A 24,002-nucleotide genomic window follows, 5' to 3' on the forward strand; every position below is an offset into this window, starting at 1 on the left:
GTTTACCTCGCTGCCTGCATCGTGGCCCACCACGCGGCGTCGGCTTCGACTTCGCCCTGGCCGTTGACGTGGGGATAGGGCAGGCCTTTTTGTTTTGCCACCCTCGCCAGCACCGGATAACCCCCCTCAAACAGCAGGCGCTGCTGCTCTTCTTCCGGCAGCATGCTGTTTTCGCGTTTATACATGCCCGCGTTCTGCCGCTGGCGCTGCGCTTCATACAGAATTAAGGCGGAGGCGACGGAGACGTTTAGCGACTGTACCATGCCGGTCATCGGAATAATGATGTCCTGGTCCGCCAGCGCTAAGGCTTCCGTGGTGATGCCGGTTTTTTCCTGGCCCATCAGGATACAGGTGGGCCGGGTGTAGTCTATTTCACGAAAGTCGACGGCTTTGTCGGAAAGATGGGTGGCGAGGATCTGCATGCCCAGGTCCTTTAAGTGACCGACGGCATCGCCAATGGTACGGTGCGTTTTGACCTGTACCCAGCTGTTGCTGCCCGCGGCGGCGGCGGCCATGGGACGCATGCGGCTACTGGGCCAGATAGCGTGCACTTCGTGCACGCCAACGGCATCTGCGGTACGAATCACCGCAGAGACGTTATGAGGTTTGTGGACCTCCTCCATGCAGACCGTCAGGTCAGGCTGACGCCTGGCGAGCATCTCACAGATACGCGCATAACGCTGTGGGTTCATAAGGCTAGTTTCGGTTACGGGTGACTTTTATCACGTCCGGCATCACGCGAATTTTGCGCATGATATTCGCCAGATGCACGCGATCGCGCGCCGTAAGGCGAATAAAGGCGCTGTAGACGCGGCCATCCTTTTCTTCCGTATTCAGGCTTTGAATATTGGAAGCGGCGGTATTGATTGCGGCCGTGAGGTTCGCCAGCGCGCCCTGGTGGTTAAACATATCCACCTTAATTTCGGTGATAAATTCCTGGGCGGTCTCTTTATCCCATTCGACGGCCATAAACTTCTCGGGCTCTTTCTGGTAGCCGCGGATGTTACGACAGGACTCATGGTGAATGACCAGGCCTTTGCCGGGGCTGACGTGGGCGATAATCGGGTCGCCGGGAATCGGGCGGCAGCACTTGGCAAAGGTAATCAGCACGCCGTCGGCGCCTTTAATCGGCAGATGGCCGTGGCCTGACGAGACGCTTTGCGCCGGCGCGGTGACGGTTTCACCCTGCTGCAGGTTTTTCGCCACCACCACGCTCATCGCGTTGCCGAGGCCGATTTCCGCCAGCAGATCGTCCAGCGACGCCAGCTTCATGCGCTCAAGCTCGCGCTGAACGTTCTCTGGCGGGATTTCCGCCAGCTTACGGCTGCCGCCGAGGGCGTGGTTGAGCAGCCGGCGGCCAAGGCTGACGGAGTCATCGCGCTTGAGGTTTTTCAACAGCTGGCGGATCTTCGCGCGCGCTTTCGAGCTGACGACAAAGTTTAGCCAGGCGGCGTTCGGACGCGCGCCCGGTGCGGTGATGATCTCTACCGTCTGGCCGCTGGAGAGCGGCTGCGACAGCGGATAGGGCTGGCGGTCAACGCGGGCGCCAACGCAGGCATGGCCGATATCGGTATGCACCGCGTAGGCAAAGTCCACCGGCGTCGCGCCGGCGGGAAGTTCGACAATGCGCCCTTCCGGGGTGAAAACGTAAATCTCATCCGGGAACAGATCGGATTTGACGCTCTCGATAAATTCAAACGAACTGCCTGCGCTCTGCTGCAGTTCCAGCAGGCTCTGCATCCAGCGCTGGGCGCGGATCTGCGCGGTGGTGCTGCTCTCGCCGCCGTGCTCTTTATAAGCCCAGTGCGCCGCAACCCCCATTTCCGCCATCTGGTCCATGTCTTCGGTACGAATCTGTACCTCAACCGGGACGCCGTGCGGGCCGATCATCGAGGTGTGCAAGGATTGATAGCCGTTCGCTTTCGGAATGGCGATGTAGTCTTTCATCCGCCCTGGACGCGGCTTGTAGAGGCTGTGCATCTGGCCAAGCACGCGGTAGCAGGTGTCGGCATCATGCACGATTACGCGGAACGCGTAGATATCCATGATCGAGTGAAAACGCTGCTCTTTGAGCACCATTTTGCAGTAGATGGAGTACAAATGCTTCTCGCGACCGCTGACGCGACAGGGGATCCCCGCTTCCTGTAAACGCCCTTCGATTTCGGAGAGGATCTTCTGGATCATCTCTTTACGGTTGCCGCGCGCCGCTTTAACGACTTCTTTAATGACGCGATAGCGATTGGGATACAGCGCTTCAAAGCCCAGCTCTTCGAGCTCGGTTTTAATGTGATGGATACCTAAACGATGGGCCAGCGGGCTGTAGATTTCCAGCGTTTCGCGAGCGATGCGGCGGCGTTTATCCGGGCGTAATGAGCCCAGGGTGCGCATGTTGTGGGTGCGGTCGGCAAGTTTGATGAGGATGACTCGGATATCCTGCACCATCGCCATAATCATCTTGCGAAAGTTTTCGGCCTGCGCCTCTTTCTTATCGCGGAACTTGAGCTTATCAAGCTTCGACACCCCCTCTACCAGCTCGGCAACGCTTTTACCAAAGAGCTGCTCCATGTCCTGGTAGGTGGCAGGGGTATCTTCAATCACGTCATGCAGCAGGGCGGCCATCAGCGTTTCGTAGTCGAGCTTCATCTCGGCCAGAATACAGGCTACCGCAACCGGGTGCGTGATATAGGGTTCACCGCTTGAACGTGTCTGACCCTCGTGAGCGTCACGTGCAACGAGATACGCCTGCCGAAGACGCTTGATTTGCTCTTCCGGCAGGTAGTTTTGAATCAGCTGATTCAGGCTTTCAAACAGATACAAGGGCGACCCGCTGCGTTATTAACGACGACCTTCAGCAATAGCGGTAACTGCTTGTAATTCAGCGGCTTCCTGCTCTTGCTGTTCCTGACGATCGCGCACGTCGAGGATCTGGTTGTTGATCAGACCTTCTTCGATTTCGCGCAGTGCGATAACGGTAGTTTTATCGTTTTCTTCCGCTACCAGCGGATCTTTTCCGCCAACCTGCATCTGACGAGCGCGACGCGCGGCGACCAGCACCAGGTCAAAACGGTTACCAATTTTCTCTACAGCGTCCTGAACAGTTACGCGTGCCATACTTAAAATGCTCCACAGATGAAGAAAGGACTGGGCATGATACTGAATGTCGGTTCAGTCTGCCAACAGTTTGGTGATTAAAGCGCCATGTCGCTGCTTTTGGCGGCTCATGCGCAGGCGTTCGGCGCGGATGATGTTTTTCAGATCGCCGAGGGCGGTATCAAAATCATCATTCACAATAAGGTAATCATATTCCGCGTAATGGCTCATTTCTGCAACAGCCTGCGCCATACGTTTTGCGATCACCTCTTCGCTGTCCTGGCCGCGGCCGCGCAGGCGACGGTCAAGCTCATCTTTGGACGGCGGCAGAACAAAAATGCTGCGCGCGCCCGGCATTTTATGACGGATCTGCTGAGCGCCCTGCCAGTCGATATCGAGGAAGACATCAACGCCGGTTGCCAGTACCTGCTCGATGGCTTCGCGCGAGGTGCCGTAATAGTTGCCAAAAACCTCCGCGTGCTCAAGAAACGCGTCTCTGCTAATCATCGCTCTGAAATCGTCGTGATTAACAAAGAAATAGTGTTCACCGTGCACTTCGCCAGGACGCGGCGCGCGCGTGGTATGCGAAACAGAGACCTGGGAGTCGAACAGCGGTTGGGTTTTTAATAAAGCCTGAATCAGGCTGGATTTACCCGCGCCACTTGGGGCGGAAACAATATAAAGCGTGCCTTGAGCCATGAGAGTCTTTTGTATGTGATGGTCGAAAGAGAAACTACATACGAGCCTATTATACACGCCGCCGCGCCGTGACGTAGTCCCTGCCACACTTTTTCCCTCGGTTTCTTTCATTTTGCCTGCTGTTTCCCTGATTTCTCTATGAGTTGCCGCAATGACGTACAAACCCTGGAAGCCGGATCGCGGCGCTGAAAAGCCCTTATCGCCGATTAAGCCCCGTCGGCGGCAGAATGCCAATGGACAAAAAGGAGGGCAGCGCAGTGCAAAAATGGCTTTGGGCGATAGGAATATGGATGACGGCGGGATACGGCCAGTCGGCCTGCCCCGCATGGACGCAGAGGCGGGCTGAACAGGAGGTTAGCCGCCTGAGTCAGCAGATTAGCGGGTGGAAAAACGACTACTGGCTGCGCGGCGGCAGCGAGGTCGCTGATGACGTCTACGATCGGCTTTTAGCGCGGTTAATCGAGTGGCGGCGCTGTTTTGCCATCAAAACGCCGGTAATCGATGATTTACCGCCGCCCCGCGGCGAGGTCCGGCATCCGGTTGCCCACACCGGCGTGCGCAAGCTGGCGGAAAAAACCGACGTTGCGCGCTGGATGCGGGGCAAAACCGATCTGTGGGTGCAGCCAAAGGTGGATGGCGTTGCGGTGACGCTGGTTTACCGCCGCGGGCGGCTGGTACAGGCAATCAGCCGGGGGGATGGCCGAGCCGGCGAAGACTGGACGGCAAAAGTGCGGCAGATTCCCGGCGTGCCGAGGGTGACGAAGGGCGCGCTGGCCAATAGCGTGCTGCAGGGAGAGCTTTTTCTCCGCCGCGCCGGACATATCCAGAAGCGGATGGGGGGAGCGAACGCCCGGGCGACGGTGGCGGGCGCCATGATGCGGCTGGATACGTCGACAGCGTTAGCGGAGCTGGGGGTCTTTATCTGGGCGTGGCCGGACGGGCCCGCGGAGATGCGCCAGCGCCAGGCTCTGCTGCAGCAGGCCGGATTTAGCGATAGCGCCGGCTTTTCTCAACCGGTGGCGGACGTGGAGCAGGTTGCGCGCTGGCGCGAACGCTGGCTAACGTCAGCGCTGCCTTTTGCTACCGATGGCGTTGTCGTGCGTCTCGGGAGAGAACCGGACGGCCGCTTCTGGTCACCGGGGCAGGGTGACTGGGTCGCCGCGTGGAAGTACCCTCCGGCCAGCCGCATTATGGAGGTGCGCGACATCCGCTTTTACGTCGGGCGAAGCGGGAAAATTGCCGTGGTGGCAGGGCTTGAGCCGCAGCGGATGGATGATAAGCAGGTCAAACGCGTGAACGTCGGGTCGCTGGCCCGCTGGCAAAAGCTGGATATTGCTATTGGCGATCAGCTGCAAATTAGCCTGGCGGGACAGGGAATACCGCGGATAGACGGCGTGGTGTGGCGAACGGCCCAGCGGCAGAAGCCGCAACCACCTCCGGAGCACTTTAACGCCCTGACCTGCTATTTTTTCTCCCCCGAATGCGCCGGGCAGTTTCTTGCACGGCTGGTCTGGCTATCGTCAAAACCCGTACTGGATCTCGACAGCGTCGGCGAGTCCGTCTGGCGCGCCGTCCATCAGTCTCACCGTATGACGCACCTTTTTTCGTGGCTGGCGCTTACCCCTCAGCAGCTGCAGGCGGTCCCGGGGATCTCTGCGCAGCGCGGCCAGCGGCTCTGGCACCAGTTTAACCTCGCCCGCCAGCAGCCCTTTCTGCGCTGGGTGCAGGCTCTGGGGGTGCCGGTGCCGCAGGCGGCGCTGGCGGGCCTGGCCGGAGATGGCTGGCCGCAGCCTGCTGGCGCGAAACGCAGAGCAGTGGCGACGCCTGCCGGGAGTGGGGAATGAAAGAGCGCGTCAGCTGGTGGCCTTTCTTCGTCATCCTGACGTTACCGCGCTGGCGCAGTGGCTTCGCGAGCAGGGTATCTCCGGGTTTTAGCCCGCTTAGTGCGCATTATGATTGTAGTGGAAGACCGGTAGGCCTAGCTTCCAGCGCAGGGCCAGCATGCGGGCGGTGAAGCCAAACAGCAGGGTGGAGATGACTACCACGTCGTGGCTGCTGACGTAGTGCTGCAGGGCGATATAGAGAATGGCGGCGGCAAAAGAGATCCCGGCGTACAGCTCTTTCTGGAACACCAGCGGGATGCGCTTACAGAACATATCCCGCAGCACGCCGCCGAATACGCCAGTGATGACCGCTGCGATGGAGGCGATAACCGGACCTTCTCCCATATCGAGGGCAATCTGCGCGCCGATGATAGAAAACACCACCAGACCGAGGGCGTCCAGGACCAAAAACAGCCGGCGCAGGTGGGGCATAACCGGGGCGGCAATCGTGGTCAGCACCGCGGCGACGGCAACAATGATGACGTATTCCGGGTTCTTGACCCAGCCGAGGGGATAGTGGCCGAGCAGAATATCCCGCACCGACCCGCCGCCCAACGCGGTGGCGGTCGCGATAATGATCACCCCAAAGGTATCCATACGACGGCGTCCGGCTGCCAGCGCGCCGGTCATCGCTTCCGCGGTAATACCAATTAAATACAGAATATGAAGCAGCATAGATCCCCCACGATGAGAGTCGGCAGGTTAGCGATTTGTGCGCAGTATCACGACTGAGATTTTCTAAGGTGAACTATTTACGCCTTGAAAAAATAATGCCTGATTTTGTCTTTTACCTTTATTAATAGGGGGTGTGAGGTTTTTTGTGTCATGTATTACTTTAGAAAAAGTAATGAATAGGCTTCGGGAGGAGCCGCTAAGGAAAATACGCGTTAAATACGTAATATTTAACTTGCGGCTTTTATCATTTCTTTTTCTCTTTCCGAGGCTTGTGAATATGACCGGAGTGACCGGCGAGAAAAACCACCTGCTCCGCCTGGCTGCCGTTGTTCTGACCGGCGTCCTGGCCGGCCTGTCGGGAATGGTTCTGGCGATGATTTTGCACGCTATTCAACACCTTGCTTTTGGATACAGCCTCGATCGTATTATCGGTACGGAGTCATTTTTGCAGGGGGTAACGGACGCCTCCTGGCCTCGACGCTTCACGGCCATCGTGATTGGCGGAACGATCGCCGGGTTTGGCTGGTGGCTGCTTGGCCGCTACGGCCAGAAGCGGGTATCGATTTCCGCCGCCGTCGCCACGCCCGCGGTGCCGATGCCCGCTGGCACGACAACCCTGCACGCCTTGCTGCAGATCGTCACCGTGGCGCTGGGCTCCCCGCTCGGTCGGGAGGTGGCGCCGCGAGAGATGGGGGCGCTGGGGGCCGGTATCGTGGCGCGCAGAATGGGCCTGCATCAAGATGAGACCCGCACGCTGATTGCCTGCGGCGCCGGCGCCGGGCTGGCGGCGGTGTATAACGTGCCGCTGGCCGGAGCCCTGTTTAGCCTCGAAGTGATGCTGCTGTCGTTTAGCTGGGAGAAGACCCTGGCGGCCGTTGTGACGTCCGCCGTTGCTGCCTGGACGGCGGCCCTCGGGCTGGGGGATGAGTCGCAGTATCACTTTATCTCCGGGGCGCTCCCGGGCTCGTTTATGTGGTGGGCGATAATCGCCAGTCCGCTGCTTGGCGCGGCGGCGTGGCTGTTTCGTCGGGCGACCAGCGCCGCGCGGGCGCGGGTCAGGGCGAACTGGCAGATGCCGCTATTTTGCCTGCTGGCGTTTGCCCTTCTTGCCGGGCTGAGCCTCTATTTTCCTCAACTCCCTGGCAACGGCAAGGGCCCGATGCAGCTCGCGATCGGCGACGGGCTGGGATTTCATAGCGCGCTGGTACTGCTGGCCCTGAAAGCGATCGTGATTCTGGCGGTGCTGCGCGGCGGTGCGGAAGGAGGGCTGCTGACCCCTGGCCTGGCGGTAGGCAGCCTGGTGAGCCTGCTGCTGAGTATGCTTTGGCAGCAGCTGGTGCCCGGCGGCGACGCCAGCAGCTTTGCGCTGGTTGGGGCCGCGGCTTTTCTGGCGGCGTCAATGCAGATGCCGCTGACTGCGGTTGCGCTGGTGATGGAGTTTACCCATATGGACCATAGCTATCTGGCCCCCACGCTGCTGTGCGCTGCGGGCGCGTTTATCACCTGTCGAATACTGGATGGAAAGTACAGGTTCTGAATTGAAGAGATAAAAAAGGCTGGTAGAACCAGCCTTTAATCGATGTGCCTGCGGTTATTCGATGTTCTGAATCTGCTCGCGCATCTGCTCAATCAGCACTTTCAGGCTCTATGGCAGAATTGGTGACCTCCGCATTAATCGATTTTGACGCCAGGGTGTTCGACTCGCGGTTGAACTCCTGCATCATAAAGTCGAGGCGGCGGCCAACGGCTTCTTTTTTCTTCAGAATGTTGCAGGTCTCTTTGACATGTGCTTCCAGACGGTCCAGCTCTTCGGCAACGTCGATACGCTGCGCCATCAGCACCAGCTCCTGTTCGAGACGGTTGTTCTCCAGCTGAACTTCCGCGTCTTCCAGCTTCGACACCAGGCGCTCGCGCTGCCACTGCAGGATTTCCGGCATATGGCTGCGAACTTTACCGACTTCACTGCTGACGCCCTGCAGGCGCTGTTCGATAAGCAGCTTCAGCGCCTGACCTTCGGTCTCGCGAGCGACGATAAAGTCATCCAGCGCGCCGTTCAGTGCGGTGAGAATTTCGGCGGCAATAGCGTCGAGGTCCTGCTCCTGAGCGGCCATTACGCCGGGCCAGCGCAGAATATCAACCGGGTTGATTTCCCCTTCATCGCTCTGCATTTTTACCCAGTTGGCGGCGTTGACCAGCTGCTTCGCCAGGTTTTCGTTCAGGATCAGCTCACCCTGAGCGCTGGGATCCTGTTCAAAACGCAGGGTACATTCGATTTTGCCGCGGGTCAGACGCGCACGAATACGCTCGCGCACCACGGGCTCCAGGCTACGGAACTGCTCCGGCAGGCGGAAATAGGTTTCCAGATAGCGCTGGTTTACCGAGCGCAGTTCCCACGCGGCGCTGCCCCATTCGCCCTTAATTTCACGACGGGCATAGGCGGTCATACTGCGGATCATAGACGTTCCTGTTTTTAAAGGAGAGTGGGGGGGATTATAGCTTTCAGGGCCTTATCAGGATAGGAATAAGCGACCATTATCCGTATAATGCGCAGCCATATTCGTTTCAAGCCGGAGAGAACATCATGCGTCCAGCAGGCCGTAGCGCTAATCAGGTGCGTCCCGTAACCCTGACCCGTAACTATACCATACACGCTGAAGGCTCCGTGCTGGTCGAATTTGGTGACACTAAAGTGCTGTGCACCGCGTCAATTGATGAAGGCGTACCGCGCTTTCTGAAAGGCCAGGGCCAGGGGTGGATCACCGCGGAATACGGCATGCTGCCGCGCGCAACGCATACCCGTAACGCGCGTGAAGCCGCTAAAGGTAAGCAGGGCGGCCGTACCATGGAAATCCAGCGCCTTATCGCCCGCGCGCTGCGCGCTGCGGTAGACCTGAAGGCGCTCGGCGAGTTCACCATTACCCTCGATTGCGATGTGCTGCAGGCCGACGGCGGCACCCGTACCGCATCCATCACCGGCGCCTGCGTGGCGCTGGCCGACGCGCTGAACAAGCTGGTCGCCGCCGGCAAGCTGAAAACTAACCCGATGAAAGGAATGGTTGCCGCCGTTTCCGTCGGCATCGTTAACGGCGAAGCGCTTTGCGATCTGGAGTACGTGGAAGATTCCGCAGCGGAAACCGATATGAACGTGGTGATGACCGAAGACGGCCGCATCATCGAGGTGCAGGGCACGGCGGAAGGCGAGCCGTTTACCCATGAAGAGCTCCTGACTCTCCTGGCATTGGCCCGAGGGGGGATCGAATCCATTGTCGCGACGCAGAAGGCGGCGTTGGAAAACTAGTTTTTAAGGCGACTGAGAAGTCGCCTTTTTTTTGTCCGTAGATCCATAGAAAGCATGATGAGGAGCGAATCCATGAAACCATATCAGCGCCAGTTTATTGAGTTTGCGCTTAACAAGCAGGTTCTTAAGTTTGGCGAGTTTACGCTGAAATCCGGGCGCAAGAGCCCCTATTTCTTCAACGCCGGCCTGTTTAACACCGGGCGCGATCTGGCACTGTTGGGCCGTTTCTATGCGGAAGCGCTGGTCGACTCCGGAATCGATTTTGACCTGCTGTTTGGCCCGGCCTACAAAGGCATTCCTATCGCGACCACCACCGCGGTTGCGCTGGCTGAACACCACGACCTGGATTTACCCTACTGCTTTAACCGCAAAGAAGCCAAAACGCACGGCGAAGGCGGCAATCTGGTTGGGAGCGCCCTGCAGGGTCGCGTCATGCTGGTCGACGATGTGATAACCGCAGGTACCGCTATTCGCGAATCAATGGAGATTATCCAGGCCAACGGCGCCGAGCTCGCCGGCGTGCTGATCTCGCTGGATCGCCAGGAACGCGGCCGCGGCGAAATTTCCGCGATTCAGGAAGTTGAACGTGATTACGGCTGCAAGGTGATCTCTATCGTCACCCTCAAGGACCTGATTAGCTATCTGGAAGAGAAGCCGGAGATGGCCGGGCATCTGGCGTCGGTGCGGGCGTATCGGGAAGCGTTTGGCGTATAGGTAATAAAGCCCGGGGCGCGATGCCACCGGGCTTTGGATTATTGCAGCTGTGCGGCGACCAGCGGCCAGCGGGCGTCAAAATCGTCCGTCGGACGATATTTAAACTCGCTGCGCACAAAGCGCGACAGCATGCCTTCGCAGAACGCCAGCAGCTGGCTGGCCAGCAAAGATTCATCGGTGGCAAAGCCTTCGCCTTCGCGCATTTTCTTCTCGCGCATCACCTGGCGTAGCTGAACCTCAATACGCTCAAACAGCTGGTTGATGCGGTCCTGCAGACGATCCTGTTCAAACATCAGCGCATGGCCGGTCAGAATACGCGTCAGCCCAGGATTACGCTCACCAAACCCAAGAATCAGCAGCACAATCAGGCGCAGGCGCGCGGATGTGTCTTTTTCATCTTTTAAAATCAAATTGATGCGCGTAATCAGACTGTCTTCGATAAACTCAATCAGGCTATCGAACATGCGGGTCTTGCTGGGAAAATGACGGTACAGCGCCGCTTCGGACACGCCGACGGACGCCGCCAGTTTCGCCGTGGTAATACGTTGACTACCATCGCTGGATTCAAGCATTAGCGCCAGAGATTGAAGTATTTCCTCGCGACGATTCCTTTTCGCAGTTTGTTTTTCTGCCATGTTTTAAAATACCCCTGAAAATAAGCACTTGTCAGGCAGACATCCACAAAGCGGCCGCAAACGGTCATTTGCGGCGATGTTATTGCATTATTGCGCTTTGGGATGCGGGTTTTGTGTAGCCGGGCCTATGCGCGCCCTGAGTGGCCAAAGCCACCTTCGCCACGTTCGGTGGCGTCAAAATCTTCCACCAGATTAAATTCCGCCTGTACGACGGGTACAAATACCATTTGAGCGATACGCTCGCCGGGCTCAATAGTAAAGCTCTGCTGGCCGCGGTTCCAGACGGAAACCATCAGCTGCCCCTGATAGTCGGAATCGATAAGACCGACCAGATTGCCCAGGACGACACCGTGCTTATGGCCCAGACCGGAGCGCGGCAGGATAACCGCCGCCAGGGACGGATCGGCGATATGAATAGCCAGGCCGGTTGGCAGCAGGGTCGTTGCGCCCGGCGCAAGCTCTACGGCGGCGTCGAGGCAGGCCCGCAGGTCAAGTCCGGCAGAGCCGGAGGTGGCGTAGGTTGGCAGCGGAAACTCTTTGCCAACGCGCGGGTCCAGAAGCTTAACGTCGATTTTTTTCATCATAACGGGTCACGATCTCGTCGAGTAATAATTGGCCCAGGAGTTCCTTGCGCTCGTGCGGCAAGCGCTTATCTCCATCCTGCCAGAAAAGGTGTAATGCGTTGCTGTCGCTGTTAAATCCCTGATTTGGCTTAGATACATCATTGGCGCAGATCAGGTCGAGATTTTTGCGAGCGCGTTTTTGTCTCGCGTATTCTTCCACATTATTCGTTTCGGCAGCAAACCCAACGACGTAAGGTCGGCTATCCGTTAGCGCAGCGACCCCGGCAACGATGTCCGGGTTTTTGACCATTTTTATTGTTAATTCATCATCTTGCTTTTTGATTTTGTTCTCAGCAATGGTGATGGCGCGGTAGTCGGCGACGGCCGCACAGCCGATAAAAATATGCTGCTGCCGAACGCCGCCGTCGACTGCGGCCTGCATTTCCAAAGCGGTAGTAACGTCGATCCGCTGCACAAACGGCGGCGTCGGTAGCGAAACCGGGCCGCTGACCAGCGTGACGTTCGCCCCGCGGTGTGCCGCAGCGGCGGCAATCGCGAAGCCCATCTTACCCGAGCTTTGATTGCTGATATAGCGTACCGGATCCAGCGGCTCGCGGGTGGGACCCGCGGTAATCATGATGTTGAGATGTTGCAAATCTTTGACAGGCGAAAAATGCGCGGCCGCCATATCGACGAGGGTCAGCGGGTCAAGCATCCGGCCTGGACCGATATCGCCGCAGGCCTGGCTTCCGCTGTCCGGGCCCCAGACCAGCAGGCCGCGCGAGGCGATGACCTCAAGGTTATGCTGCGTCGCGGCGGCGCGATACATCTGCTGGTTCATGGCGGGCACCACCGCAACCGGCGACGGCGTGGCGAGGCAGATAGTGGAGACCAGGTCGTTCGCCATGCCGGCGGCGACGCGGGCGATGAGATCGGCGGTTGCCGGGGCGAGGATAACCAGGTCGGCCCATTTTCCCAGCTCAATGTGGCCCATTGCGGCTTCTGCCGCCGGGTCGAGCAGGCTATCGGAAACCGGATAACCCGACACCGCCTGCAGGCTGAGCGGCGTAATGAAGGCCTTCGCGGCTTCCGTCATGGCGACCCGTACCTCGGCGCCGCGGTCGCGCAGGCGGCGTACCAGTTCAGGCGTTTTATAGGCAGCGATGCCGCCGCTCACGCCGAGAACGATCTTTTTACCAGCCAGACTCATCATGATTCTTTCCTGTTGGAGTACACCAGAATTCGCGCATCTTATCACAATCCCGTCGGCGTCGTGCGCCTGCCTGGAATTGACTTTGCGAGCCTCTACGCAAGGGTAAAAGGCGGCCGTCGGCGGCGGCGAAAGGCTATGCCATGATATGGGGCGCACTGGAGAGGAGAGGCTGCGATGGATTTACTGGACCCCCTGCTGCCGAGGGAAAAAATGCTGCTCTACGGTATCGAAGCGCTGTCGGACGTTGAGCTGCTGGCGCTGTTTTTACGTACCGGCACCCGCGAGCAGGACGTGATGACGTTTTCGCACGACCTGCTCGCGCGCTTTGGCTCGCTATACGGTCTGCTATCGGCGGACAAGGCGCAGTTTGACAAGATCGACGGCATTGGTCTGGCGAAGTTCGCCCAGCTGAAAGGCGTTGCCGAGCTGGCGCGGCGCTATTTTAGCCGACGGATAGTAGAGGAGCCTTCTCTGGTTACGCCGCTGATGACGCGGGAGTTTTTGCAAAGCCAGCTGATGGACGAGGAGCGGGAGATCTTTATGGTGATCTTTTTAGATAATCAGAATCGGGTATTGAAACATAGCCGGCTTTTTTCTGGTACTCTTAGCCACGTTGAGGTGCATCCGCGAGAAATTGTACGCGAAGCCATCAAAGTGAACGCCGCTGCGGTGATCCTGGCACATAATCATCCATCCGGTAGCCCCGAGCCGAGTAAGGCCGACAGGTTGATTACCGAAAGAGTGATAAAGTGTTGTGGTTTCATGGATATACGTGTGCTCGATCACCTTGTTATCGGCCGCGGTGCGTACGTATCTTTTGCCGAGCGCGGCTGGATTTAGCCCCGAGCACGCGATCCTGCGGGATCTTTGTCTGTTCGGGACTTGAGCACATCGCCGAGTCAGCGTATACTACGCCACCTTTGAGAATCTCGGGTTTGGCATTTGGGCCTGGCAATCGATGGTTCACTTAGACACCCAATCACTCCGGTTGCATCAAGGCGGCCTGAATGATGACGTGTAGAACTGCGATGACCGGGCTGTAAAGCCTGACGAGGCGCCAATACCCCATACGAAGCTCGAGCTAATTTGATTTTTGGAGAATAGACATGTCCCGAGTCTGCCAAGTTACTGGCAAGCGTCCGGTGACCGGTAACAACCGTTCCCACGCACTGAACGCGACCAAACGCCGTTTCCTGCCGAACCTGCACTCTCACCGTTTCTGGGTTGAGAGCGAAAAGCGTTTTGTCACCCTGCGCGTATCTGCTAAAGGTATGCGTGTTATTGATAAGAAAGGCATCGATACAGTTCTGTCCGAACTGCGTGCCCGTGGCGAAAAGTACTAAGTACTAAGAGGAAATAAATCATGGCTAAAGGTATTCGTGAGAAAATCAAGCTGGTTTCTTCTGCTGGTACTGGTCACTTCTATACCACCACGAAGAACAAGCGTACTAAGCCGGAAAAACTGGAACTGAAAAAGTTCGATCCAGTTGTCCGTCAGCACGTTTTATACAAAGAAGCTAAAATCAAATAATTTTAGCTTCGATGTAAAAAAAACCCCGCCCTGGCGGGGTTTTTTGTTTTCTGGCCATCCCCATAATAAAGACATCTGCAATACAGCCGGAGACGCTATGCCTGAATTACCTGAGGTGGAAACCAGCCGACGCGGGATTGAACCGCATCTGGTTGGCGCAACTATCCTACACGCCGCTATTCGCAATGGACGCCTGCGCTGGCCGGTTTCTGAAGAGATTTATCGTCTGAGCGACGTGCCGGTGCTCAGCGTGCGTCGACGCGCCAAATACCTGCTGCTGGAGCTGCCTGGCGGCTGGATTATCATTCACCTGGGCATGTCGGGAAGCCTGCGCATTCTGAGCGAAGAGCTGCCCGCAGAGAAGCATGACCACGTCGACCTGGTGATGAGCAACGGCAAGGTGCTGCGCTATACCGACCCTCGACGCTTTGGCGCCTGGCTGTGGACCAAAGAGCTGGAAGGGCATCCGGCGCTGGCGCATCTCGGTCCTGAGCCGCTGAGCGACGATTTCAACGCCGCCTACCTGCAGACTGAGGTGCGCGAAAAAGAAAACCGCCATTAAGCCCTGGCTGATGGATAACAAGCTGGTGGTGGGGGTCGGAAATATCTACGCCAGCGAATCGCTGTTTTCTGCCGGGATCCATCCGGATCGGCTGGCGTCGTCGCTATCGCATGAAGAGTGCGAGCGGCTGGTGAAGGTGATTAAAGCCGTGCTGCTGCGCTCGATTGAGCAGGGCGGGACCACGCTGAAGGATTTCCTGCAAAGCGACGGTAAGCCGGGATATTTCGCCCAGGAACTGCAGGTCTACGGGCGCAAAGGCGAGCCTTGCCGCACCTGCGGCACGCCGATTATCGCCGGCAAGCACGCCCAGCGGGCGACGTTTTATTGTCGCCAGTGTCAGAAGTAGGGCTGCGTCCCCGAAGGCGTAAAGATTAGAGCTTTTTCAGCAGCGCCTGGTGCACGTTAGCCGGCAGGAAGTGGGAGACGTCGCCCTGATGGCGCGCGACCTCCTTGACCAGCGATGACGAGATAAACGACCACTCTTTGCTCGGCATCAGGAAGACGCTTTCGAGGGTCGGCATCAGGTGGCGGTTCATATGCGCCAGCTGCATTTCGTATTCGAAATCCGCTACCGCCCGCAGGCCGCGAATCAAAATGTTGGCCTGCTGCGCGCGGGCGAAATTGGCCATTAAATCGCTAAAGCCGATGACCTCAACGTTGACCAGGTGCGCGGTTGACTGCTGCGCCAGCGCAATGCGCTCGTCGAGGCTGAACATCGGCTTCTTGCTCGGGCTGGCGGCAACCGCCAGCAGCACTTTGTCAAACATGCTGGCCGCGCGGGTGACGATATCGATATGACCGTTGGTGATAGGGTCGAAGGTACCCGGATAAATCGCTTTTGTGCTCATAATTACACTCTCTCCGAGTAGCCGCGGCTCAGCGCCCACAGCTCGGTGTATTTATTAAACGTATACTGCGCGTTGACCACGGCGAGCAGCCAACCCTGTTTACCATCCAGCACGCCGCCGCGCAGCAGCAGCGTTTTGACAAATGCCCCCAGCGTATGGCCGAAGATGCTCAGCAGCGAGGTTTTTTTACCCTTCTGATGGCGCTCCTGCGCCCAGGCGGCGGCGTAGGCCAGCTGCTTTTGCTGAAAGCCGGAGAAGTCGCGGCAGGTCAGATGCAGCAGGTCGCCGGCAAGTTCGATAACCGGCGCGCCTTTGGCATCGAGCGATTCGTGTACCAGATTATTGTTATAGCGGTAACTATGGCGCGGGTACAGGCGCATCACGCGATCGGGATACCAGCCGCTGTGGCGCATAAAGCGGCCAAGGAAATAGTTACGCCGGGCAATGCTGTAGATAGCGCCCTCTTTTGGCGCCGTCAGCGCCTGACGGAGTGACTGTGCCAGCTCCGGGGTGACGCGCTCGTCGGTATCAATCATCAGCACATAGTCGCCGGTGGCGTACTCCTGGGCGCGCTGGCGCTGAACGCCGTAGCCCTGCCAGTCGGTGTTGATGTAGACCTGAGCGCCGAGGCTGCGCGCCAGCTCAACGGTGCCGTCGCTGCTGCCGGAATCCAGCAGCACGATCTCATCGGCCCAGCTTACCGACGCCAGACAGTCCGGCAGCAGATCCGCCGCGTTTTTGGCGATCATCACGACGGACAGTCGGGTCGACATTAGTGGCTCCGCTGCGGCAGATAGGGCTGCAGTAACTGTAGCAGACGGGAGAGCGCGCCCTGGTTTTGGTGCAACACTTCCACTGCGTGACGGCCGTACCACAGGCGGTAATCTTCGTCGGTCAGCAGATTAGAAACCTGAGTGACCAGCGAATTCAGGTCGGTCACGGTGATCAGGCCATCATCCTGCTGCAGCTTGGCGCAAATATCTTTAAAGTTGAAGGTGTGCGGGCCCATCAGCACCGGGATGGCGTGCGCCGCCGGCTCCAGCGGATTATGACCGCCGCGCTCGACCAGGCTGCCGCCGACAAAGGCAAGATCGGCAATGCCGTACAGCAGCATCAGCTCACCCATGGTATCGCCAATCACCACCTGGGTGCTATTGGAGGGGATCTCGCCGGTGCTGCGCAGGGTAAAGCTCATCCCCGCTTTCTGCACCATCTCCCGCGCGTCGCCGAAGCGTTCAGGGTGGCGAGGGACGAGGATCAGCAGCAGATCGGGGAAGGTTTCCAGCAGCTTTTTATGCGCCTGCAGCACGATTTGCTCTTCACCGTCATGGGTGCTGGTGGCTATCCACACCTTGCGGTGCGGCGCCCACTGGCGGCGCAGGGTGATGGCGCGGGCGGCCAGCTCCGGGGTGACGGAAATATCAAACTTCAGGCTGCCGGTGACCGCCAGCTGATTGCGCTTCAGCCCAAGGGAGATAAAGCGGCTAGCGTCTTCTTCATTCTGCGCGGCGATAAGCGTAATGCGGCTCAGCAGGCGGCGCATAAATTTACCCAGTTTGGCATAGCCCTTCGCCGAGCGTTCGGAGAGGCGGGCGTTAGCGATAACCAGCGGAATTTTACGCTTGTGCAACGCGGCGACCATATTTGGCCACAGCTCGGTTTCCATGACGATAACCAGCTTCGGCTGCACGGTGTTGAGGAAGCGGTTCATCGCGCAGGGGAGATCGTAAGGCAGGTAGACGTGGTGCACGTCTTTGCCGAATGCGGACATCGCGCGTTCGGAGCCGGTGGGCGTCATGGTGGTGACGGTAATAGGCAGCGAAGGATAGCGGTGGCGCAGGGCGCGTACCAGCGGGATGGCAGCAAGCGTCTCACCCACGGAAACGGAATGTAGCAGAATCCCATCCGGCGCTACCTTGTTCTGACAAAAGCCATAACGTTCAGCCCAGCGTTTGCGGTAGGCGGGGGCCTTACGGCTGCGCAGCAGCAGTCGCAGCCAGACCAGCGGCTGAATAAGATAGAGTAGGGTGGTATAAAGCAATTCCAAGCGATTTATCCGTTTTATGTTTTAGCGGGCAAATTCTAAGCATTTAGCCCGTGTAAAGCTATCCCTTTGGCGGAAACAAAGGGATTCAGCGTCAGGCCGCGTTGCGATAGCGCTTAATACGCAGGTAGCGCCGCCCAAGGCGCCAGCGTAAGCGGAACGTTCTGGCGTTTTTCCAGATCAGGTGCCAGATGCCGCGGTTGAAGAACTCGGTAATGATAATATGCTTTTTTGATTCATCTTTCATGCTATCGAAGGTATGAATAATTCCCAGCCCCTCTTTCGCAATCTGCCAGCGGCAGGCGGAAATATGGCGCACCTTATCGGGATAGCGTTGGTTAATGGCGTCGAGCATCTCCAGAATCTTCATATAGTGGCGGGCCGAGCGCATCAGCGTGTCGTCGTTATCCGGCTTATGCGATACCGATTCTGAATGGATGTAGTAATCGTAGAACTGTTCGCTGGTGTACTGCACGCGCTCCGCCGCCAGCAGCGCCTCAGTGGTCCAGGGAATATCCTGATGGCGCAGGCCCGGCTCGAAGTGAAAGCGATGCTGCATGATAAATTCGCGGCGGTAGATATTCAGCCAGGTCACGTGCAGGAACTTACGCGAATCCAGCGCCTGTTTTAGCCACACGTGGCCCGGCAGCACGCCGGTAGACGGCAGCCGCTCGGGAGGCAGGATCGGGTGGATATCATTTTTGCTCTCGTACACGTAGCGGCCATTGCAGGTGGCGATATCGAGATTGCCCTGCTCCGCCATCGCCAGCAGCGTGCGGTACATGCCCGGATAGAGCTTGTCGTCGATATCCGGGAACGCCAGGTATTTACCGGTGGCTACCGCCAGCCCGGTATTGCGCGCAACCGAAACGCCCTGGTTTTCCTGCTCCTGCACTCTCACGTTTTGTAGCCGCGATTTCCACGCATCGATAACCGCGAGGCTACCGTCCGTTGAGCCGTCGTTCACCAGGATCAGTTCATAGCTTTCCAGTCTGCTGTTGCTCAAGGCATTCAAAGAATTGCGCAAGGAATTTTTCGCCGTTATAGACGGCGGCCACGATGCTCAGTAAAGGCGTTTGACTCATAAATCATTCGATCCTGGTTAAATAACGGCGTCAGGCGCGGCGCAGCTGACGGTACTGCTGACAAATCGTATCGACGCTGAACTTTTCCAGCGCGGATTGCTCAATGACCGGCGGGTTATGGTAAATGCTTTGCATCGTCTGAGCCAGCGCCGGGCCGTTGAGTTCGGCCAGGCCGCGGGCTAATTCGCCGGTGAGAATCTCCGTTACCCCGCCCGGGCAGCGGGTGCTGGCAACCGGCGTATTCAGCAGCAGCGCCTCCACGATCACGTTGCCAAAGCCTTCGCTATCCGAGCTGAGCACCAGCATCTTCGCGTGCTTAATCCACGGCAGCGGGTTTTTCTGAAAGCCTTTAAACAGCACGCGATCGCTGACCTGCAGCCGCTCCGCCAGCTGGCGCAGACGCTGTTCCTGCTCCGGTTTGCCCTGTCCCAGCAGCACCAGCGGCGCCTGGATACCGCTTTGGGCATAGGCTTCAATCAGCCGGTCGTGGCGTTTGCCGGGGTGGAAACGCCCGACGTGGATAATATAGTCGCCGGTTGGCTGCTCGCCCGCCATCTCCGCGCCGGCCCGCAGGGCGGCAATATCGAACGGGTTATAAATCGTTTTCAGCTGCGCCGGGCGAATGGCGAACTGGCTGACCAGATCCTCCCCGACCGCATCGGAGACGGTTACCACATTGCGTCCCTGATAGACGCGTTTGATTTTCTGCTGCTTTATCCAGCGGTCAAAGCCGGTGCGGTGGCCGAGATACGACGTAGAGAAGACGCCGTGCAGGCAGAACCAGACGTTACGCTGCGCGAGCGCGCGGCTGCGGGCGACGATACGGTCGGTTTTGTGCAGATTGGAGAGCACCAGATCGAAGCTGCCCTGCCGCTCAGACTCGGCGATGGCCGCGTCAAGCTGGCGCGCGCGGCGCGACAGCTCGGTCAGCTTGCGCCACGGTTTGCGGCAGCGGTCGGTAATCACCCGGTAATCCAGCCCTTCCGGCAGCGGGTAGTCGCAAACGTCGCGCAGGGAAAACAGCGAGACGCGCTCTCCCTGGCGCAAAAAATGTTCCGCCAGCGTGAGCACCACTTTTTCCGCTCCGCCGCCGGGCAGGCCGTCGATGACAAACAGTATGCGCATAGCTATTTTACCAGCTCCTGATAGAAAGAGAGCAGCTGCGCCGATAGCCGTTCGCTGGTGCAGGCCATAATGCGCTCGCGCGCCCGGATGCCTTCCGCTGAACCTAAGGCGCGGGCGGGGAGCGCGACTACCGCCTGCTGCAGCGCCGAAATATCCAGCGCGTCGCAAACAAAACCGTTGCTGCCCTGAATAATAAACTCCGAACCGCCGCAGCCGGTGGTGGTAACTACCGGCAGGCCGCAGGCCATCGCTTCAAGGATAACGTTAGGGAACGGATCGTACAGCGTAGGCAGCAGCAGTCCGTCGGCCATCTGGTAGAAGGGCAGGGTTTCTGACTGCATGCCGAAGAAGCGTACCCGCTCTGCGCAGTTCAGCGTGTTAGCCAGCGCCTGATAGCGGCTCTGTTCTTTGTCTTTACCTACCACCAGCAGATAGCGATCGGTGGGGGCGATGGCGCGAATCGCCGCCTCCAGCCCCTTGCGTTCAAAGCCGGAGCCGACGTAGATCAGGCAGGTTGCCCGGTGCGGTAGGTTCCACCGGTCACGCAGCGCGATAAAGGCTTCTTCCGTTGGCGGCAGGAAGCGCTGGTTATCAATCGCGTTGTAGATAACGCGGATCTTCTCCGCCGGCAGGCCGAAGTCTGCAATAATTTCCTGTTTAATCATCTCCGCGTTGCAGATGACCCCGCGCAGGTGCGGGTCGTGATACATCTCGCGTTCGGCCCGCATAACGTAGCGGTGGTAGCGATCGGCGAACAGCAGGCGGCTTTTCCAGCCGGGCAGGATGCGCGAGCGCTGCTGCAGCCAGCGGCGATGCACGCCGTCGCCGGCGCGATACAGGTCGCAGCCCGGGATGCGCTCATGGCTCTGAACCAGGTCGAAGTTTTCGGCCTGCCACAGCCGGCGCGCGGCGTCGGCAAAGCCGCGTTCACGGCTGATGCGTCCCCATTTGCGCGGGTTGCAGATGCGAATATTCCACTCGGGCTTCACCGGCCCCAGCCATTCGCGGGTAATGACGTTCAGTTCAAGATTACTGCTATCGAGGGCCTCCAGCGCGCGGGAAACGAAACGCTCCGCGCCGCCGTCGGGGCGATATTTCTGCCGCACCAGGGCGAGCCTGAATTTGCTCATGCCAGCACCTTTTTGGCCGCCGCGATAACCACGTCGGCGGGAATTAAATCGAGATAGCGCTCTTCCGTACCGGTATCAATGTCGTCAGGGTCGGGCAGAGGACCAAAGTCTCCGGCCCAGATGACTTCGCCCTTCGCCTGCCACGGGCTCCAGAAGGTTAGCTTTGATGGGCCGAACAGCGCCACCAGCGGCGTGCCGAGGGCGGCAGCCATATGCATGGGTACGGAATCAACGCCGATAAATAAGCGGGCGTGGCCGATGACCGCCGCCAGCTGACGCAGGGTCAGCTGCCCGGCAAGGGAATGCAGGCGGGCGTCCGGGCAGCCGGCGATAATGGTCTCCACCATGCGCTGCTCTTTCGCATCGGGCCCCGAGGTTAGCACCACGGCATGCCCCGCCGCGGAGAGGGCGTTAATCAGCGCGCTCATCCGCTCTTCCCGCCAGCATTTAAAGAACCAGCGGGAGGTGGGCTGAATGACAATATAGTTATCCTCAAACCCCGCCGGCAGCAGCGCGCGGCTGCTCTTCCAGTCCTGTTCGCTGTAGCCCATGCGCGCCGGGGCGTCATTAACGGCCAGCCCGAGGGGAGCCAGAATGGAGAGGTTCTGCCGCACCGTATGCAGGCTTTGATGTTCCCGGGTGGAGGCCAGGGCGGTATGGCAGAAGCGCCAGGCCAGATGGCGGCGTTTCGGGAAATCAAAGCCGATGCGCGTGGCGGCGCCGGTCAGGCGGGTAATAATGGCGCTCGGCCACTGATCGGCAAGGTTAAGCACCAGGTCGTAGCGCTGCTGGCGCAGCGTGCGGATCAGCCGCAGCTCCATTTTGAGCTGATGGAGGGTTCCCTGCTTTTTCCAGCGGCGGTCAATCGCGTAAATCTGGTTAATATCCGCGTTCGCCGCGAGCATATCCCGGGTCTCTTCATAAAGCAGCACATCAACGCTGGCCGCGGGGTAGTGCCGTTTGAGGGCGTGAACGAGCGGCGTGATCAGCAGCATATCGCCATGATGGCGCAGCTTGATGACCAGGATGCGCGCCGGGTTCACGGCACCGGGAGAGCGGGTTTCAGGGGTCATTCTCTGTTCTTCATTCAGTATCAGGGTTCCGATTCTAGGGGATCAGATAGATTGAGAGAAGCGTTGTCTTGCTCTACCATGACCCGATACGTATGGTCTGAGGACGTTTTCGTGCACAATCCCGCATTTCTCATCACGATTGATACCGAGGGTGATAACCTCTGGCAAAAACATGACAGCATTACCACCGAGAATGCGCGTTATTTACCGCGTTTTCAGCAGCTTTGCGAAAAGTATGGTTTTAAGCCGGTCTATTTAACCAACTACGAGATGGCGATAGATCCATTCTATATTGAATTCGCCAAGGATGTGATTGCCCGCGGCACCGCCGAAATCGGCATGCATCTGCATGCCTGGAACAGCCCGCCGACCGACCCGCTGACCGCTGATGACTGGCGACATAAGCCCTATCTTATCGAATACAGCGATGCGGCGATGCGTGAAAAAGTCGCTTATATGACCCGTCTGCTGGAAGAGACCTTCCAGACTAAAATGGTCAGCCATCGCGCCGGACGCTGGGCGTTTGATGAGCGCTATGCGCGCCTGCTGGTGGAGCATGGCTATCAGGTCGACTGCTCGGTGACGCCGCGGGTCAACTGGAAAACGGCGAAAGGCGCTCCGCAGGGCGATGGCGGCACCGATTATCGCCGCTTCCCGCAGCACGCCTATTTCCTCGACGAGAACGATATTAGCCGGGAAGGGCGCTCTCCGCTGCTGGAGGTGCCGATGAGCATCCAGTACAAACACAGCGCCCTGATGAACGGCATTAAGCAGGGCTATGACCGCCTGCGCGGCAAGGTGCGCTCGCCGTCGGTTCACTGGCTGCGGCCGATGGGCGGTAACGTTGAGACGATGAAAAAGGTCGTCGAACAGACGTTGACTCAGGGTAATGACTACGTCGAATATATGCTCCACTCTTCTGAGTACATGCCCGGCGGCAGCCCGACGTTTAAAAACGAGCAGGATATCGAACGTTTGTATGCGGACCTCGAAAGCTTCTTCAGCTGGCTGGCGCCGCGGGTTAAAGGGATGACCCTGGCGGAGTACTCTGCCTTCCGGAGAAATCCTACCTAAAAAGGTCAGGTATCATAGAGATATCTGACCTTTCTGGTGTAACATTATCCGCGTTTATATATTGAGCTTTTGGGTTCTTTCTGTACGGTGTGTTTTCATTTTCTGAGGTATTCATGAAGATAGTAACGGTATTGCGTTCTGGTGGTGATTATAATCATGATCATGTTCAGTGGTTGTATAAGCAATTACCGGATAATATCGAGAAGATTTGCTTCACTGACCTCATCATTCCGGGCGTTCAGACGATTAAACTGACTGAAAATCTTCCCGGCTGGTGGTCAAAAATTGAAATATTTGATCCACAAAAAGTCGACGATGATATTTTCTATATAGATTTAGATGTGGTTGTCGTAGGTGACATTACGGATATTTTGCAAAATACCCGCCTGACTATGTTAAGCGATTTCTTCTTTCCGCAGAAAACTAAAAACTCGGCAATAATGCGTATCCCGCATGAAGAGAAATTTAAAGTATGGGAAGCTTTCAGACGCTATCCACAGTTGTTTATGACGCGTTATCAGAGCGGTGGGGATCAGGAGTTTATTAGTAAAATATATCCTCAAGCGTCGATCTGGCAGGATATATTGCCTGGACAAATTGTCAGCTATAAAAAGCATGTCATTAGTAAGAAGAAACATGAGCATGCGACCGGAAACGGTTCCGTGCCTGTCGGAACTCGAATTGTATGCTTCCATGGAAAACCAAGACCGTGGGATTGCGGTGAAGTATGGGTACCCCCATTTTTGAAAAGCTAATCAGA

Annotated in this window: 22 protein-coding genes and 4 pseudogenes; 10 read left to right on the forward strand and 16 right to left on the reverse strand. The window is 57.9% G+C overall.

The window, feature by feature from the left end; translation table 11 throughout:
- Positions 1-2: 2 nt before the first annotated feature.
- Genes trmH through gmk form a run of 4 tightly spaced genes read right to left on the reverse strand, consistent with a single transcriptional unit; the run spans position 3 to position 3,789 of the window.
- Complete coding sequence (gene trmH, locus ABOC21_RS25845; RefSeq protein WP_426813760.1) at positions 3-692, reverse strand: tRNA (guanosine(18)-2'-O)-methyltransferase TrmH; 690 nt, start codon at positions 690-692, stop codon at positions 3-5.
- Between the two features lie 4 nt (positions 693-696).
- Entirely contained in the window at positions 697-2,817 is a 2,121-nt protein-coding gene (gene spoT, locus ABOC21_RS25850; RefSeq protein WP_426813761.1) for a bifunctional GTP diphosphokinase/guanosine-3',5'-bis pyrophosphate 3'-pyrophosphohydrolase, read from the reverse strand.
- Positions 2,818-2,835: 18 nt separating this feature from the next.
- Entirely contained in the window at positions 2,836-3,111 is a 276-nt protein-coding gene (gene rpoZ / locus ABOC21_RS25855; RefSeq protein ID WP_006817787.1) for a DNA-directed RNA polymerase subunit omega, read from the reverse strand.
- Between the two features lie 54 nt (positions 3,112-3,165).
- Entirely contained in the window at positions 3,166-3,789 is a 624-nt protein-coding gene (gene gmk, locus ABOC21_RS25860) for a guanylate kinase (protein WP_426815581.1), read from the reverse strand.
- Positions 3,790-4,079: 290 nt separating this feature from the next.
- Between gmk and ligB the strand changes: the two are divergent.
- A pseudogene (ligB, locus tag ABOC21_RS25865) lies at positions 4,080-5,724 on the forward strand (NAD-dependent DNA ligase LigB).
- 5 nt (positions 5,725-5,729) lie between these two features.
- Here ligB and ABOC21_RS25870 read toward each other — a convergent pair.
- Positions 5,730-6,347, reverse strand: coding sequence for a trimeric intracellular cation channel family protein (locus ABOC21_RS25870; RefSeq protein ID WP_426813762.1), 618 nt, complete (start codon positions 6,345-6,347; stop codon positions 5,730-5,732).
- A gap of 277 nt (positions 6,348-6,624) precedes the next feature.
- Here ABOC21_RS25870 and ABOC21_RS25875 point away from each other — a divergent pair, with 277 nt between their 5' ends.
- The gene (locus ABOC21_RS25875; RefSeq protein WP_426813763.1) at positions 6,625-7,884 is read left to right on the forward strand and encodes a chloride channel protein; all 1,260 of its coding nucleotides are present in this window, start codon (positions 6,625-6,627) and stop codon (positions 7,882-7,884) included.
- Positions 7,885-7,938: 54 nt separating this feature from the next.
- Here ABOC21_RS25875 and ABOC21_RS25880 read toward each other — a convergent pair.
- A pseudogene (locus ABOC21_RS25880) lies at positions 7,939-8,803 on the reverse strand (YicC/YloC family endoribonuclease).
- Between the two features lie 125 nt (positions 8,804-8,928).
- Here ABOC21_RS25880 and rph point away from each other — a divergent pair.
- Both rph and pyrE read left to right on the forward strand, forming a co-directional pair.
- Positions 8,929-9,645 carry a ribonuclease PH gene (gene rph / locus ABOC21_RS25885; protein ID WP_032690259.1) on the forward strand — a complete coding sequence of 239 codons (717 nt, stop codon included), beginning with the start codon at positions 8,929-8,931 and terminating at the stop codon, positions 9,643-9,645.
- A 72-nt stretch (positions 9,646-9,717) separates the two neighbouring features.
- Complete coding sequence (gene pyrE / locus ABOC21_RS25890) at positions 9,718-10,359, forward strand: orotate phosphoribosyltransferase (protein ID WP_123709562.1); 642 nt, start codon at positions 9,718-9,720, stop codon at positions 10,357-10,359.
- Positions 10,360-10,397: 38 nt separating this feature from the next.
- Here pyrE and slmA read toward each other — a convergent pair whose 3' ends face one another.
- The 3 genes from slmA to coaBC form a co-directional block, all read right to left on the reverse strand.
- Entirely contained in the window at positions 10,398-10,994 is a 597-nt protein-coding gene (gene slmA, locus ABOC21_RS25895) for a nucleoid occlusion factor SlmA (RefSeq protein ID WP_426813764.1), read from the reverse strand.
- Between the two features lie 125 nt (positions 10,995-11,119).
- A complete protein-coding gene (gene dut, locus ABOC21_RS25900; protein ID WP_426813765.1) occupies positions 11,120-11,578 on the reverse strand; it encodes a dUTP diphosphatase in 459 nt (152 codons plus the stop codon).
- Positions 11,556-12,767: a bifunctional phosphopantothenoylcysteine decarboxylase/phosphopantothenate--cysteine ligase CoaBC gene (gene coaBC / locus ABOC21_RS25905; RefSeq protein ID WP_426815582.1), complete on the reverse strand. Its 1,212-nt coding sequence runs from the start codon at positions 12,765-12,767 to the stop codon at positions 11,556-11,558. Before coaBC ends, dut begins: the two co-directional genes overlap by 23 nt.
- Positions 12,768-12,944: 177 nt before the next feature.
- Between coaBC and radC the strand changes: the two genes are divergently transcribed.
- The 4 genes and pseudogenes from radC to mutM all read left to right on the forward strand — a co-directional run bounded on the left by radC (position 12,945) and on the right by mutM (position 15,209).
- Positions 12,945-13,610 carry a RadC family protein gene (gene radC / locus ABOC21_RS25910; RefSeq protein WP_426813766.1) on the forward strand — a complete coding sequence of 222 codons (666 nt, stop codon included), beginning with the start codon at positions 12,945-12,947 and terminating at the stop codon, positions 13,608-13,610.
- A 266-nt stretch (positions 13,611-13,876) separates the two neighbouring features.
- Positions 13,877-14,113 carry a 50S ribosomal protein L28 gene (rpmB, locus tag ABOC21_RS25915; RefSeq protein ID WP_002436699.1) on the forward strand — a complete coding sequence of 79 codons (237 nt, stop codon included), beginning with the start codon at positions 13,877-13,879 and terminating at the stop codon, positions 14,111-14,113.
- 20 nt (positions 14,114-14,133) lie between these two features.
- Positions 14,134-14,301 carry a 50S ribosomal protein L33 gene (gene rpmG, locus ABOC21_RS25920; protein ID WP_003024094.1) on the forward strand — a complete coding sequence of 56 codons (168 nt, stop codon included), beginning with the start codon at positions 14,134-14,136 and terminating at the stop codon, positions 14,299-14,301.
- A gap of 97 nt (positions 14,302-14,398) precedes the next feature.
- Positions 14,399-15,209, forward strand: a pseudogene (gene mutM, locus ABOC21_RS25925) (bifunctional DNA-formamidopyrimidine glycosylase/DNA-(apurinic or apyrimidinic site) lyase).
- Positions 15,210-15,234: 25 nt separating this feature from the next.
- Here the strand turns inward: mutM and coaD are convergent.
- The 7 genes and pseudogenes from coaD to rfaQ form a co-directional block, all read right to left on the reverse strand.
- Positions 15,235-15,711, reverse strand: a complete 477-nt coding sequence (coaD, locus tag ABOC21_RS25930) for a pantetheine-phosphate adenylyltransferase (RefSeq protein WP_426813767.1) — start codon at positions 15,709-15,711, stop codon at positions 15,235-15,237.
- Between the two features lie 2 nt (positions 15,712-15,713).
- Positions 15,714-16,484, reverse strand: a complete 771-nt coding sequence (locus ABOC21_RS25935) for a glycosyltransferase family 2 protein (protein WP_426813768.1) — start codon at positions 16,482-16,484, stop codon at positions 15,714-15,716.
- Entirely contained in the window at positions 16,484-17,758 is a 1,275-nt protein-coding gene (waaA, locus tag ABOC21_RS25940) for a lipid IV(A) 3-deoxy-D-manno-octulosonic acid transferase (RefSeq protein ID WP_426813769.1), read from the reverse strand. The genes ABOC21_RS25935 and waaA overlap by 1 nt, the downstream gene beginning before the upstream one ends.
- Positions 17,759-17,849: 91 nt before the next feature.
- Positions 17,850-18,840 (reverse strand): annotated as a pseudogene (locus ABOC21_RS25945) (glycosyltransferase).
- A 30-nt stretch (positions 18,841-18,870) separates the two neighbouring features.
- A complete protein-coding gene (locus ABOC21_RS25950) occupies positions 18,871-19,965 on the reverse strand; it encodes a glycosyltransferase (protein WP_426813770.1) in 1,095 nt (364 codons plus the stop codon).
- Between the two features lie 2 nt (positions 19,966-19,967).
- A complete protein-coding gene (locus ABOC21_RS25955) occupies positions 19,968-21,095 on the reverse strand; it encodes a glycosyltransferase family 4 protein (protein WP_426813771.1) in 1,128 nt (375 codons plus the stop codon).
- Positions 21,092-22,168, reverse strand: a complete 1,077-nt coding sequence (gene rfaQ / locus ABOC21_RS25960) for a putative lipopolysaccharide heptosyltransferase III (protein ID WP_426813772.1) — start codon at positions 22,166-22,168, stop codon at positions 21,092-21,094. Before rfaQ ends, ABOC21_RS25955 begins: the two co-directional genes overlap by 4 nt.
- Positions 22,169-22,279: 111 nt before the next feature.
- Between rfaQ and ABOC21_RS25965 the strand changes: the two genes are divergently transcribed.
- Positions 22,280-23,242, forward strand: a complete 963-nt coding sequence (locus tag ABOC21_RS25965; RefSeq protein ID WP_426813773.1) for a polysaccharide deacetylase family protein — start codon at positions 22,280-22,282, stop codon at positions 23,240-23,242.
- Positions 23,243-23,355: 113 nt separating this feature from the next.
- Positions 23,356-23,997 carry a hypothetical protein gene (locus tag ABOC21_RS25970; protein ID WP_426813774.1) on the forward strand — a complete coding sequence of 214 codons (642 nt, stop codon included), beginning with the start codon at positions 23,356-23,358 and terminating at the stop codon, positions 23,995-23,997.
- Positions 23,998-24,002 lie beyond the last annotated feature (5 nt).

The organism is Klebsiella sp. WOUb02, from assembly GCF_050058015.1.
Lineage (GTDB): Bacteria > Pseudomonadota > Gammaproteobacteria > Enterobacterales > Enterobacteriaceae > Klebsiella.